Below are 12,912 nucleotides of genomic sequence, written 5' to 3' on the forward strand. Positions count from 1 at the left end.
TGGCGAAGAGACAGACACGATTTTCAGCCTGATACAGATTAACAGAATTTGCCTGGCGGCTTTAGCGCGGTGGTCCCACCTGACCCCATGCCGAACTCAGAAGTGAAACGCCGTAGCGCCGATGGTAGTGTGGGGTCTCCCCATGTGAGAGTAGGGAACTGCCAGGCATCAAATTAAGTAGTAAGCCGGTGCATTAATCCGGTGGTTACAGAAGTATTCGGTGGAGCGGTAGTTCAGTCGGTTAGAATACCTGCCTGTCACGCAGGGGGTCGCGGGTTCGAGTCCCGTCCGTTCCGCCACTTATTAAGACATTAAGCCTGCCCTTTCGGCAGGCTTAATGGCAAAAACTTTAGGGGCGTAGCTCAGTTGGTAGAGCACCGGTCTCCAAAACCGGGTGTCGCGAGTTCGAGTCTCTCCGCCCCTGCCATATAGAATCCTTTGCTTCGGCAAAGGATTTTTTTTGCCTGCAAAACAGCTCAACACCTTCCTGAAGAATAAGCAGCCTGCGTTTCCGCAGGCTTTTGCGTTAATCCAGTATGCTGGTTTTTAACAGATCTTTTATCTGCGACTGCTTATCGCTGTTTTGCAGCCAAATGGCATACAGCGGCCTGGAGAGAGTTGTCGAATCGGTGACAACATGGAGTGCGGGTTTATTATCCGCCCAGCGAACAGGTAACCATGTACAGCCTTTCAATGCGGGAAGATGCTGGCATGCGATCTCCGCAGAGCTTGTCGTGAGTTGCGGGATATCATCGCTGGCAATTAACCCCGTCTCGTGCTGCTGAAAATCAGGCCCCCATTCCAGGCGTAAATAATTCAGGTCGGCCTTCATCATTGCAGGCTCGGATGCATAGAGCGCCAGGCTAAACTGTCCAACAATCTGGCTGCTAAATTCGTCCATCTTGGGCGCTTCTGTGGTGATCAGGAGATCAAGCTGCCGCTCGTGGAGTTGCTTAACCAGCGACTGGCGTTGCGCAATCCTCGCCTCAAATTGCAGATGGTTGTGTGAGCGATATAGCCGCATAAGCCACTGGCTGAGCATGCATTCCCATAGTGAAGCGCTGGCACCGATCGAGAATTCATTATGCCGGGAGGTGTGCGCAACCTCCTTCCGCGCTGCCTGCCAGGTATTCATCAGGGTTTCTGCATAAGGCAATAGCTTTTCACCGGCCGGGGTTAAACGAATATTGTTGCGATGGCGGGTAAAAAGGTTCACACCCAATTGATTTTCCAGCTGTCGAATACGAAAACTGACTGCTGACTGCGTCAGGTAGAGGGCTTCAGCTGCTCGCCCAAAGTGTCGCGTTCTGCTCACTTCGAGGAAAGTTTTTAGCAATTCCGTATCCACATCTTTCTCCGCAAAATTATTTGTCGTTATGATTTAAATGTTTTGTTTTACACTCTGTCAAGCGTAACTAATACTCCGCGCCATAAATAGCTCGGCCAAAGAATTAGGAGCGTGTAGGATGGCGGAAAGCTTTACGACGACTAATCGTTTTTTCGACAATAAACATTATCCGCGCGGGTTCTCTCGTCACGGCGATTTCACTATCAAAGAAGCTCAACTTCTTGAGCGCCATGGTTATGCCTTTAACGAGCTGGATCTGGGTAAACGTGAACCGGCAACCGAAGATGAAAAACAGTTTGTCTCTGTTTGCCGTGGTGAGCGTGAGCCGCAATCTGATGCAGAACGTGTATGGATCAAGTATATGGCTCGCATTAAGCGTCCTAAGCGTTTCCATACGCTGTCTGGCGGCAAGCCGCAGATGGAAGGTGCAGAAGACTACACCGAGTCTGACGATTAAGAAGAGAAGGGGCTACGGCCCCTTTTTTTTTACGCCAGCATTTTTTGCAGATGCAACAGCAGCCGATCGATCGCACGGTAACTTAATGCCTCCTGCAAATGCCGCCTCTCTATTCCGGGGCAGCCCTCCACGTCGGCGACCGTGCGCGCAACTTTCAACAAACGCTGCCACGCGCGAATGGATAGCCCAAACCGCGTCAGTGTCTCTTCCAGCCAGCCCGCATCTTCAGCGTTGAGAGAACAAAACTGTCGGATCCCGCTGTTATCCAGCCGGGCATTCAGCCTGTTCTGACGAACATACTGCCGCGCCTGCGCCGCAATAACCCGTTCACGCACAGTTGCTGAGCTTTCGCCCTTAATACCGGTTTGCCTCAGCAGACCGGGCGGGGGCAGGGGGATCTCGAGAGATAAATCAAAACGGTCGAGGAAGGGGCCGGACAGCTTACTCAGATAGCGCAGTGTCTGCTCCGGCGTACAGCGGTTATGATTGCCCTGATAATGACCCGTAGGGCTAGGGTTCATCGCGGCGACCAGCTGAAACTGCGCAGGGTAGCTTAATTTGGCCCGTGTACGAGACAAATGGATTTCGCCGGATTCAATCGGCTCCCGCAATGCATCCAGCACGCGGCGTTCAAACTCTGGCAATTCATCCAGAAACAGAATGCCGTTGTGCGCTAGTGAGATTTCACCCGGCCCGGGGATCGAACCCCCGCCCACCATCGCGGTAAGAGACGCACTGTGGTGTGGAGAGCGGAAGGGACGGCGGCGCCACTGTTTATGCAGCGACGTAGAACTGACCAGGCTAAATATCGCGGCGCTTTCCAGCGCTTCGTGATTATTGAGGGGTGGCAACAGGCCGCTCAATCTGCTCGCCAGCATCGTTTTCCCCGTGCCTGGCGGACCTATCAGTAACAGGTTATGCCCACCCGCGGCCGTTATCTCTAACGCTCGTTTACCCTGTTCCTGACCCATAATATCGCTGAGATCCTCGGGCGAATCTGGCGCCACCTCGTCATTCTCCTGCGGCTCGGCAAGCTCGTGTCGGCCTTCCAGCCAGGCGCAAACCTCCTGCAAATGTCCCGCGACAAGACATCCCTTTTCGGCGATAAGGCTTACTTCAGAGGCATTTTCATTGGCCACAATGATTTGTCTTCCCGCGCGTATGGCTTCAAGCGCACCCGAGATTGCTCCGGGAACGCCTCTTAACGCGCCTGTAAGCGCTAATTCACCCACGAACTCGCACGAGCTTAGCCCTGGCGTATTGAGCTGTTCAGAAGCCGCGAGAAGCGCTATAGCAATAGGTAAATCATATCGCCCTCCCTCCTTTGGCAAATCGGCGGGCGCAAGGTTGATGGTGATCTTCTTCGCCGGAAAAGCATAACCGCTATTAATAATTGCGCTGCGCACGCGATCCCTCGCCTCTTTAACGGTCGTTTCTGGTAAGCCGACCAGCGTCAGTCCGGGCAGTCCATTACTTAAATGAACCTCTACAGAAATAAGCGGTGCCTTCACGCCGATGGCCGCGCGTGTATAAACAACTGACAGTGACATAAGCCCTCCTTGGCGGTGACTATGCCAGCATCATTTTTTCCTGTTTAGCGCTCATTCACTGAATTACGGCGCTCGTTCCAGCCTTTTAGCGCCTAAATGTAATCATTACATGTCGGTGGAATCGGCCTCGCAGAAAAGGAATCATGCGCGCCTTGCCTGATGAAACAGGACAAAAAAAATGAAAAATCTTCATTTCTATTTTTTCCCTATATAAAACAACGATTTTGAAAGAAATAGTTCGCCTGCTACAGAAACAGGTCATAAAAAAATCTTGTGTCAGATGAAATATCTGTGGTAACTCTTTAGGTATTCCTTCGAACAAGATGCAAAAAGAACTGAAAATGACAGCCCTTCTACGAGTGATTAGCCTGGTCGTGATTAGCGTGGTGGTGATTATTATCCCACCGTGCGGGGCTGCACTTGGACGAGGAAAGGCTTAGAAATCAAGCCTTAACGAACTAAGACCCCCGCACCGAAAGGTCCGGGGGTTTTTTTATGACTAAAAAACGTAAATGAGGAGCAGAGAATGACAAGTAGCACAAAATTCTGTTTCTCCAGATTTATGACGGGGAACTAACTATGAATGGGGCACAGTGGGTAGTACATGCGTTGCGCGCGCAGGGAGTCGAGACAGTATTCGGTTATCCGGGTGGCGCAATTATGCCGATTTACGATGCACTGTATGACGGCGGCGTGGAGCACCTGTTGTGCCGACACGAGCAGGGCGCAGCGATGGCCGCCATCGGTTATGCCCGTGCGACCGGTAAAACCGGTGTCTGTATGGCCACCTCAGGTCCCGGCGCAACGAACCTGATCACCGGCCTGGCTGACGCGCTGCTCGACTCCGTACCCGTGGTGGCGATCACCGGACAGGTTGCCTCTCCGTTCATCGGCACCGATGCCTTCCAGGAAGTGGATGTGCTCGGTTTATCGCTGGCCTGCACCAAACACAGCTTCCTCGTTCAGTCTCTTGAAGAGCTGCCGCGGGTGATGGCCGAAGCGTTCGAGGTTGCCAGCTCTGGCCGTCCTGGCCCGGTTCTGGTTGATATCCCGAAAGATATCCAGGTTGCACTCGGCGATCTGGAACCGCATTTCTCTACCGTGAAAAGCGATGATGCATTCCCGCATGCAGAGGTGGAAGAGGCGCGTCAGATGATAGCGCAGGCCAAACAACCGATGCTGTACGTTGGTGGTGGCGTAGGTATGGCGCAGGCGGTTCCTGCACTGCGCGAATTTATCGCGGCAACGCAAATGCCTGCCACCTGCACGCTGAAAGGGTTGGGTGCGGTAGATGCTGATTACCCCTACTATCTGGGCATGCTGGGGATGCATGGTACCAAAGCGGCAAACCTGGCGGTGCAGGAATGCGACCTGCTCATCGCCGTCGGCGCGCGTTTTGACGACCGCGTTACCGGCAAGCTGAATACCTTCGCGCCGAACGCCAAAGTGATCCATATGGACATCGACCCGGCGGAGATGAACAAACTGCGTCAGGCGCATGTCGCGTTGCAGGGCGATCTTAACGCGCTGTTACCGGCCCTGGAGCAGCCGCTGGATATTAACCCATGGCGTCAGCACACCGCCGATATGCGCGCTGAACACGCCTGGCGTTACGACCACCCCGGCGAGGCCATCTACGCGCCGCTGCTATTGAAGCAGTTGTCCGACCGTAAGCCCGCCGACAGCGTGGTGACGACCGATGTCGGCCAGCATCAGATGTGGTCTGCCCAGCACATGACCTACACCCGTCCGGAAAACTTCATCACGTCCAGCGGGTTAGGGACGATGGGCTTCGGTCTGCCAGCCGCCGTTGGTGCACAGGTTGCCCGCCCGAACGATACCGTTATCTGTATCTCCGGTGACGGCTCCTTCATGATGAACGTTCAGGAGCTCGGCACCGTGAAGCGCAAGCAGTTACCGCTGAAGATCGTGTTGCTCGATAACCAGCGTTTAGGGATGGTTCGCCAGTGGCAACAGCTGTTCTTCCAGGAACGTTACAGTGAAACCACCCTGACCGATAACCCCGATTTCCTCACCCTGGCCAGCGCCTTCGGCATTCCTGGCCAGCACATCACCCGTAAAGACCAGGTTGAAGCGGCACTCGACACCATGCTGTCAAGCGAAGGGCCATACCTGCTTCATGTCTCAATCGATGAGCTTGAGAACGTCTGGCCGTTGGTACCGCCCGGTGCCAGTAACTCACAAATGCTGGAGAAATTATCATGATGCAACATCAGGTCGCCGTGCAGGCTCGCTTCAACCCGGAAACGTTAGAACGCGTTTTGCGCGTGGTTCGCCACCGTGGCTTTCAGATTTGCTCTATGAATATGGAAACGGCTACCGACGCACAGAACATCAGTATCGAATTAACCGTTGCCAGCCCGCGGCCGGTCGACTTACTGTTTAGTCAGTTATCAAAACTGGTAGACGTTGCCCATGTTGCCATCTGCCAGAGCACAACCACATCACAACAAATCCGCGCTTAAGCGTGACAGGACGAAAAAATGACGACAAAAAAAGCTGATTACATTTGGTTCAATGGTGAGATGGTTCGCTGGGAAGACGCGAAAGTTCACGTGATGTCCCACGCGCTGCACTACGGCACCTCCGTGTTTGAAGGGATCCGTTGCTACGACTCTCACAAAGGACCAGTGGTGTTCCGCCACCGTGAACACATGCAGCGTCTGCATGACTCAGCCAAAATTTATCGTTTCCCGGTCTCCCAAAGCGTTGATGAGTTGATGGAAGCCTGCCGCGAGGTGATTCGCCAGAACAAACTGACCAGCGCCTATATTCGTCCGCTGGTCTTCGTGGGTGATGTCGGCATGGGCGTCAACCCGCCCGCTGACTATAACACCGATGTGATTATTGCTGCGTTCCCGTGGGGCGCCTACCTGGGCGCGGAAGCACTGGATCAGGGGATCGACGCAATGGTTTCTTCCTGGAACCGCGTGGCGCCAAACACTATCCCGACTGCGGCTAAAGCGGGCGGTAACTACCTGTCCTCACTGCTGGTCGGCAGCGAAGCGCGCCGTCACGGTTACCAGGAAGGTATCGCGCTGGATGTGAATGGCTACATCTCCGAAGGTGCGGGCGAAAACCTGTTTGAAGTAAAAGACGGCATTCTGTTCACCCCGCCGTTTACCTCGTCCGCGCTGCCAGGCATCACCCGTGACGCCATCATCAAGCTGGCAAAAGATCTGGGTATCGAAGTGCGCGAGCAGGTGCTGTCCCGCGAATCCCTGTACCTGGCTGACGAAGTGTTTATGTCCGGTACCGCGGCTGAAATTACGCCGGTGCGTAGCGTCGATGGCATTCAGGTGGGCGAAGGCCGCTGTGGCCCGGTGACCAAACGCATTCAGCAAGCGTTCTTTGGCCTCTTCACCGGCGAGACAGAAGATAAATACGGCTGGTTGGATCAGGTTAATCACTAAATATAAATTTGGGACGGCACGCACCGTCCCATTAAATAGTCAGACGGGAGTAAATAAAGCATGCCTAAGTATCGTTCAGCCACCACCACCCACGGCCGTAATATGGCGGGTGCCCGCGCACTGTGGCGCGCCACCGGAATGACCGACGCCGATTTCGGCAAGCCAATTATCGCCGTGGTGAACTCCTTCACCCAGTTTGTGCCGGGCCACGTGCACCTGCGCGATCTCGGTAAGCTGGTTGCCGAGCAAATCGAAGCCTCCGGCGGCGTGGCGAAAGAGTTCAACACCATTGCGGTGGATGACGGTATCGCAATGGGCCACGGGGGGATGCTCTATTCGCTGCCGTCGCGCGAGCTGATCGCCGACTCGGTGGAGTATATGGTTAACGCCCACTGCGCCGATGCGATGGTCTGTATCTCCAACTGCGACAAAATCACCCCGGGGATGCTGATGGCCTCCCTGCGTCTGAACATTCCGGTGATCTTCGTTTCCGGCGGCCCGATGGAAGCGGGGAAAACCAAGCTTTCCGACAAAATCATCAAGCTCGACCTGGTCGATGCGATGATACAGGGCGCGGACCCGAAAGTCTCTGACGAGCAGAGCGACCAGGTGGAACGCTCCGCGTGCCCGACCTGCGGCTCCTGTTCCGGGATGTTCACCGCCAACTCCATGAACTGCCTGACCGAAGCGCTGGGCCTGTCTCAGCCGGGCAACGGCTCGCTGCTGGCGACCCACGCCGACCGTAAGCAGCTGTTCCTTAACGCGGGCAAGCGCATCGTTGAGCTGACCAAACGCTACTACGAGCAGGACGACGCCAGCGCGCTGCCGCGTAACATCGCCAGTAAAGCGGCGTTCGAAAACGCCATGACGCTGGATATCGCCATGGGCGGTTCCACCAACACCGTTCTGCACCTGCTGGCCGCCGCGCAGGAAGCTGAAATCGACTTCACCATGAGCGACATCGACAAGCTCTCCCGCAAAGTGCCGCAGCTGTGTAAAGTCGCGCCGAGTACCCAGAAGTACCACATGGAAGATGTCCACCGTGCGGGTGGCGTGATTGGTATTCTCGGCGAGCTGGATCGCGCCGGGCTGCTGAACCGCGACGTGAAAAACGTGCTCGGCCTGACGCTGCCGGAGTCGCTGGAGCAGTACGACGTGATGCTGACCAAAGACGACGCGGTGAAAAACATGTATCGCGCCGGTCCGGCGGGCATCCGTACCACCCAGGCGTTCTCGCAGGATTGCCGCTGGGACACGCTGGATGACGATCGCGCCGAAGGCTGCATTCGCTCGCTGGAACATGCCTACAGCAAAGACGGCGGTTTGGCCGTGCTGTACGGTAACTTCGCAGAAAATGGCTGCATTGTGAAAACCGCAGGCGTGGACGACAGCATCCTGAAATTTACCGGCCCGGCAAAAGTGTATGAAAGCCAGGACGAAGCGGTAGACGCTATCCTCGGCGGCAAAGTGGTGGAAGGCGACGTGGTGGTCATTCGCTACGAAGGGCCGAAAGGCGGTCCGGGCATGCAGGAGATGCTCTACCCGACCACCTTCCTGAAATCGATGGGCCTCGGCAAAGCCTGCGCGCTGATCACCGATGGTCGTTTCTCTGGCGGCACGTCAGGCCTCTCCATTGGCCACGTCTCGCCAGAAGCGGCAAGCGGCGGCAATATCGCGATCATCGAAGATGGCGACCTGATCGAAATCGACATTCCGAACCGCGGCATTCAGCTGAAGCTGAGTGACCAGGAGATTGCGGCCCGTCGTGAGGCGCAGGAAGCCCGCGGCGACAAAGCCTGGACGCCGAAAGATCGTCAGCGTGAAGTCTCCTTCGCCCTGCGCGCTTACGCGAGTCTTGCCACCAGTGCAGATAAAGGCGCGGTGCGCGATAAATCTAAACTGGGGGGCTAATGATGGCCGAGTCACAACCCTTATCCGCCGCCCCGGAGGGGGCGGAATACCTGAGAGCGGTACTACGCGCGCCGGTCTATGAAGCGGTGCAGGTCACGCCCCTGCAAAAAATGGACAAACTCTCTTCGCGTCTCGACAACGTCATTCTGGTGAAGCGTGAAGACAGGCAGCCGGTGCACAGCTTCAAGCTGCGCGGCGCCTACGCGATGATGGCCGGGCTGACGGACGAGCAGAAAGCACGCGGGGTGATTACCGCCTCGGCGGGCAATCACGCGCAGGGCGTGGCGTTCTCCTCGGCGCGTCTGGGGCTGAAGGCGCTGATCGTGATGCCGGTCGCCACCGCAGATATCAAGGTCGACGCGGTGCGCGGGTTCGGCGGAGAAGTGCTGCTTCACGGCGCTAACTTTGACGAAGCCAAAGCCAAAGCGATTGAGCTGGCGCAGCAGCAGGGCTTCACCTGGGTGCCGCCGTTCGATCACCCGATGGTGATTGCCGGGCAGGGTACGCTGGCGCTGGAACTGTTGCAGCAGGACGCCCATCTCGACCGCGTTTTCGTCCCGGTGGGCGGCGGTGGCTTAGCCGCAGGTGTGGCGGTGCTGATCAAACAGCTGATGCCGCAGATCAAAGTGATTGCGGTTGAAGCGGAAGACTCTGCCTGCCTGAAGGCGGCGCTGGACGCGGGACATCCGGTAGATCTGCCGCGCGTCGGGCTGTTCGCCGAGGGCGTGGCGGTGAAGCGCATTGGCGACGAAACGTTCCGCCTGTGCCAGGAGTATCTCGACGATATCGTCACCGTCGACAGCGACGCTATCTGCGCGGCGATGAAAGATCTGTTCGAAGACGTGCGTGCGGTGGCGGAACCCTCCGGCGCGCTGGCGCTGGCGGGGATGAAGAAATACATCGCCCAGCACAATATCCGCGGCGAGCGTCTGGCGCACGTGCTTTCCGGTGCCAATGTGAACTTCCACGGCCTGCGTTACGTGTCCGAACGCTGTGAGCTGGGCGAGCAGCGTGAAGCCCTGCTGGCGGTGACCATTCCGGAAGAGAAGGGCAGCTTCCTGAAGTTCTGCCAGCTGCTGGGCGGCCGTTCGGTAACGGAGTTCAACTACCGCTTTGCCGACGCCAAAGATGCCTGCATTTTTGTCGGCGTGCGTCTGAGCCGTGGCGTGGAGGAGCGCAAAGAGATCCTCAGCCTGCTGCACGACGGCGGCTACAGCGTGGTCGATCTCTCTGACGATGAGATGGCGAAGCTGCACGTGCGTTACATGGTCGGCGGCCGTCCTTCCAAGCCGCTGAAGGAACGCCTGTTCAGCTTCGAGTTCCCGGAATCACCGGGCGCGCTGCTCAAGTTCCTGCACACGCTCGGCACGCACTGGAACATCTCCCTGTTCCACTACCGCAGCCACGGCACCGACTACGGGCGCGTGCTGGCGGCGTTCGAACTGGGCGAGCACGAGCCGGATTTCGAAACGCGCCTGAACGAACTGGGCTATGAATGTCATGACGAAACCCATAACCCGGCTTTCAGGTTCTTTCTGGCTGGCTAGTGGTTCGGCAATATCGTCCAGAACGCATCAATAAGCGGCTCATGCAGCCGCTTTTTTTGTGCGCACACGCCCAGCTCAAACGGCGTCTTCTCGTCGCTGCGCTCCAGAATCATCACGCGGTTGCGCACCGGTTCCGGGCTGTTTTCCAGCACCACTTCCGGCAGCAGCGCCACGCCGCAGCCAAGCGCCACCATCGACACCATCGCCTCATGGCCGCTGACGGTAGCGTAAATCGACGGGTTGCTGATTTTCTGACGGCGGAACCACAGCTCGATGCGGCGGCGCACCGGCCCCTGATCGGCCATGATAAACGGCACCGTCGACCAGTCCGGTTTCTCCACCGAGACCTGGTTGCGCACCGGGCAGGGCAGCGCCGGGGCAATCAGCACCACCGCCAGATTCTCCAGCATCGAGAACGCCACCGCCCCCGGCAGGGTTTCCGGTTTCCCGGCAATCGCGAGATCCGCTTCGCCCGTGACCACTTTTTCCATCGCGTCGGCGGCATCGCCGGTGGTGAGCTTAATTTCAACCGACGGATGTTCCGCGCGGAAGCGGTCAAGAATGGGGGGAAGATGGCTGTAGGCAGCGGTCACGGAACAGAAAATATGCAGCTCGCCGGAAAGCGACGGCCCCTGCTGGTCGATGGTGTGCCGCAGCTGCTGATACTGCAACAAGGTTTGCTGGGCAAAGATGCGCAGCTCTTCGCCGGCTTCCGTGAGGGTGACGGTGCGGTTATCGCGCACGAACAGCGGCTGGCCGAGGTCTTCCTCAAGGCGCTGGATCTGGCGCGAAAGCGTGGACGGGCTGACGTGCATCGCCCGGGCGCTGCGGCCAAAGTGACGGCTTTCCGCCAGGTGCAGGAACATTTTCAGATCGCGTAAATCCACCGATTCCACTCCCTCTTTTTACATTGCATAAATTGCAATGTGACGTTGTGAATATATCAATTTCCGCAATAAATTTCCTGTTGTAATGTGGGTACATTGTCGCTGAAAGGCGAACCGAACAATAAATTACTCGTCGTCTTTCACGTTGTAGGTGCGTTGTCTGCGTCAACTCACCCCAGTCACTTACCAGAGTAAGCTCCTGGGGGTTCGCAGACTTGACGCCTTCCTAAAACGTGAAATCCATAGAGTAATAAACAACACAACATCACGAGGTATCACCCATGGCTAACTACTTTAATACACTGAACTTGCGCCAGCAGCTGGCGCAGCTGGGCAAATGCCGCTTCATGGCGCGCGATGAATTTGCTGATGGCGCGAGCTACCTTCAGGGTAAAAAAGTGGTCATTGTCGGCTGTGGCGCACAGGGTCTGAACCAGGGCCTGAACATGCGTGACTCCGGGCTGGATATCTCCTACGCCCTGCGCAAAGAAGCGATTGCCGAGAAGCGCGCTTCATGGCGTAAAGCGACCGAAAACGGCTTCAAAGTGGGCACCTACGAAGAGCTGATCCCGCAGGCGGATCTGGTGGTGAACCTGACGCCGGACAAGCAGCACTCTGACGTTGTGCGTTCCGTACAGCCGCTGATGAAAGACGGCGCCGCGCTGGGTTACTCCCACGGCTTCAACATCGTTGAAGTGGGCGAGCAGATCCGTAAAGACATCACCGTGGTGATGGTGGCGCCGAAGTGCCCGGGCACCGAAGTGCGTGAAGAGTACAAACGTGGCTTCGGCGTACCGACGCTGATCGCCGTTCACCCGGAAAACGATCCGAAAGGCGAAGGCATGGCGATTGCCAAAGCCTGGGCAGCGGCCACCGGCGGCCATCGTGCGGGCGTACTGGAATCTTCCTTCGTTGCGGAAGTGAAATCTGACCTGATGGGCGAGCAGACTATCCTGTGCGGCATGCTCCAGGCTGGCTCTCTGCTGTGCTTCGACAAGCTGGTGGAGGAAGGCACCGATCCGGCATACGCGGAAAAACTGATTCAGTTCGGCTGGGAAACCATCACCGAAGCGCTGAAGCAGGGCGGCATTACGCTGATGATGGACCGTCTGTCCAACCCGGCAAAACTGCGCGCGTTCGCACTCTCTGAACAGCTGAAAACCATCATGGCGCCGCTGTTCCAGAAACATATGGACGACATCATCTCCGGCGAGTTCTCCTCCGGCATGATGGCAGACTGGGCGAACGACGATAAGAAACTGCTGACCTGGCGTGAAGAGACCGGTAAAACCGCGTTCGAAACCGCACCACAGTACGACGGCAAGATCACCGAGCAGGAGTACTTCGATAAAGGCGTCCTGATGATTGCGATGGTGAAAGCAGGCGTTGAGCTGGCGTTCGAAACTATGGTGGATTCCGGCATCATTGAAGAGTCTGCGTACTACGAATCGCTGCACGAGCTGCCGCTGATCGCAAACACCATCGCCCGTAAGCGTCTGTATGAGATGAACGTGGTGATCTCCGATACCGCCGAGTACGGTAACTACCTGTTCTCTTACGCCTGCGTACCGCTGCTGAAAGAGTTCATGACCACCCTGCAAGCGGGCGATCTGGGCCAGGCGATTGCGGAAGGTGCGGTTGATAACGCGCAGCTGCGTGACGTTAACGAAGCGATCCGCAGCCACGAAATCGAGAAAGTGGGCCAGAAACTGCGTGGCTACATGACCGATATGAAACGTATCGCGGTAGCAGGCTAAACACGATGAATCGGGTGGCGC

At 56.8% G+C, this 12,912-nt stretch carries 12 protein-coding genes, 2 tRNA genes and 1 rRNA gene; 12 read left to right on the plus strand and 3 right to left on the minus strand.

All coding sequences use genetic code 11. From position 1 onward, the window contains the following. Positions 1–51 precede the first annotated feature (51 nt). The 3 genes from rrf to CU081_RS04690 all read left to right on the plus strand — a co-directional run bounded on the left by rrf (position 52) and on the right by CU081_RS04690 (position 427). A 5S ribosomal RNA gene (rrf, locus tag CU081_RS04680) occupies positions 52–167 on the plus strand. A 55-nt stretch (positions 168–222) separates the two neighbouring features. Then, positions 223–299: transfer RNA gene (locus tag CU081_RS04685), tRNA-Asp, on the plus strand. Positions 300–351: 52 nt separating this feature from the next. Next, positions 352–427 (plus strand) — tRNA-Trp (locus tag CU081_RS04690). A 99-nt stretch (positions 428–526) separates the two neighbouring features. On the opposite strand, the gene hdfR is transcribed toward CU081_RS04690, so the two are convergent. Next, complete coding sequence (hdfR, locus tag CU081_RS04695) at positions 527–1,348, minus strand: HTH-type transcriptional regulator HdfR (RefSeq protein WP_003860190.1); 822 nt, start codon at positions 1,346–1,348, stop codon at positions 527–529. Between the two features lie 118 nt (positions 1,349–1,466). Here hdfR and CU081_RS04700 point away from each other — a divergent pair, with 118 nt between their 5' ends. After that, a complete protein-coding gene (locus CU081_RS04700) occupies positions 1,467–1,805 on the plus strand; it encodes a DUF413 domain-containing protein (protein ID WP_006808641.1) in 339 nt (112 codons plus the stop codon). A 29-nt stretch (positions 1,806–1,834) separates the two neighbouring features. On the opposite strand, the gene CU081_RS04705 is transcribed toward CU081_RS04700, so the two are convergent. After that, the gene (locus CU081_RS04705; protein WP_022652053.1) at positions 1,835–3,355 is read right to left on the minus strand and encodes a YifB family Mg chelatase-like AAA ATPase; all 1,521 of its coding nucleotides are present in this window, start codon (positions 3,353–3,355) and stop codon (positions 1,835–1,837) included. Positions 3,356–3,696: 341 nt separating this feature from the next. On the opposite strand from CU081_RS04705, the gene ilvL reads away from it, so the two are divergent. The 7 genes from ilvL to ilvA all read left to right on the plus strand — a co-directional run bounded on the left by ilvL (position 3,697) and on the right by ilvA (position 10,247). Next, positions 3,697–3,795, plus strand: a complete 99-nt coding sequence (ilvL, locus tag CU081_RS04715; RefSeq protein WP_001311244.1) for an ilv operon leader peptide — start codon at positions 3,697–3,699, stop codon at positions 3,793–3,795. Positions 3,796–3,881: 86 nt separating this feature from the next. Then, positions 3,882–3,932 carry a peptide IlvX gene (gene ilvX / locus CU081_RS26230; RefSeq protein WP_192930497.1) on the plus strand — a complete coding sequence of 17 codons (51 nt, stop codon included), beginning with the start codon at positions 3,882–3,884 and terminating at the stop codon, positions 3,930–3,932. A 2-nt stretch (positions 3,933–3,934) separates the two neighbouring features. Next, positions 3,935–5,581 (plus strand): acetolactate synthase 2 catalytic subunit, encoded by a 1,647-nt coding sequence (ilvG, locus tag CU081_RS04720; protein WP_022652052.1) that lies wholly within the window; start codon positions 3,935–3,937, stop codon positions 5,579–5,581. Further along, positions 5,578–5,841 (plus strand): acetolactate synthase 2 small subunit, encoded by a 264-nt coding sequence (gene ilvM / locus CU081_RS04725; protein ID WP_003860184.1) that lies wholly within the window; start codon positions 5,578–5,580, stop codon positions 5,839–5,841. Before ilvG ends, ilvM begins: the two co-directional genes overlap by 4 nt. A gap of 18 nt (positions 5,842–5,859) precedes the next feature. Then, on the plus strand, positions 5,860–6,789 hold the full coding sequence (locus CU081_RS04730; RefSeq protein WP_022652051.1) for a branched-chain amino acid transaminase: 930 nt from the start codon (positions 5,860–5,862) through the stop codon (positions 6,787–6,789). 60 nt (positions 6,790–6,849) lie between these two features. Next, complete coding sequence (ilvD, locus tag CU081_RS04735; RefSeq protein WP_008501574.1) at positions 6,850–8,700, plus strand: dihydroxy-acid dehydratase; 1,851 nt, start codon at positions 6,850–6,852, stop codon at positions 8,698–8,700. 2 nt (positions 8,701–8,702) lie between these two features. Continuing rightward, complete coding sequence (ilvA, locus tag CU081_RS04740; RefSeq protein ID WP_026094330.1) at positions 8,703–10,247, plus strand: threonine ammonia-lyase, biosynthetic; 1,545 nt, start codon at positions 8,703–8,705, stop codon at positions 10,245–10,247. Here ilvA and ilvY read toward each other — a convergent pair. Further along, entirely contained in the window at positions 10,244–11,134 is an 891-nt protein-coding gene (gene ilvY, locus CU081_RS04745; protein ID WP_022652050.1) for an HTH-type transcriptional activator IlvY, read from the minus strand. The two genes, ilvA and ilvY, sit on opposite strands and share 4 nt — an antisense overlap. 281 nt (positions 11,135–11,415) lie before the next feature. Between ilvY and ilvC the strand changes: the two genes are divergently transcribed. Then, complete coding sequence (gene ilvC / locus CU081_RS04750; protein WP_006808634.1) at positions 11,416–12,891, plus strand: ketol-acid reductoisomerase; 1,476 nt, start codon at positions 11,416–11,418, stop codon at positions 12,889–12,891. Positions 12,892–12,912 lie beyond the last annotated feature (21 nt).

This window comes from Enterobacter sp. CRENT-193 (genome assembly GCF_002787395.1).
Lineage (GTDB): Bacteria > Pseudomonadota > Gammaproteobacteria > Enterobacterales > Enterobacteriaceae > Enterobacter > Enterobacter hormaechei_C.

What these genes read in the sequence shown, in the direction of transcription:
- CU081_RS04700 (WP_006808641.1), top strand. Translation starts at nt 1,467, where the DNA reads ATGGCGGAAAGCTTTACGACGACTAATCGTTTTTTCGACAATAAACAT.
- CU081_RS04705 (WP_022652053.1), bottom strand. Translation starts at nt 3,355, where the DNA reads ATGTCACTGTCAGTTGTTTATACACGCGCGGCCATCGGCGTGAAGGCA.
- ilvL (WP_001311244.1), top strand. Translation starts at nt 3,697, where the DNA reads ATGACAGCCCTTCTACGAGTGATTAGCCTGGTCGTGATTAGCGTGGTG.
- ilvG (WP_022652052.1), top strand. Translation starts at nt 3,935, where the DNA reads ATGAATGGGGCACAGTGGGTAGTACATGCGTTGCGCGCGCAGGGAGTC.
- ilvM (WP_003860184.1), top strand. Translation starts at nt 5,578, where the DNA reads ATGATGCAACATCAGGTCGCCGTGCAGGCTCGCTTCAACCCGGAAACG.
- CU081_RS04730 (WP_022652051.1), top strand. Translation starts at nt 5,860, where the DNA reads ATGACGACAAAAAAAGCTGATTACATTTGGTTCAATGGTGAGATGGTT.
- ilvD (WP_008501574.1), top strand. Translation starts at nt 6,850, where the DNA reads ATGCCTAAGTATCGTTCAGCCACCACCACCCACGGCCGTAATATGGCG.
- ilvA (WP_026094330.1), top strand. Translation starts at nt 8,703, where the DNA reads ATGGCCGAGTCACAACCCTTATCCGCCGCCCCGGAGGGGGCGGAATAC.
- ilvC (WP_006808634.1), top strand. Translation starts at nt 11,416, where the DNA reads ATGGCTAACTACTTTAATACACTGAACTTGCGCCAGCAGCTGGCGCAG.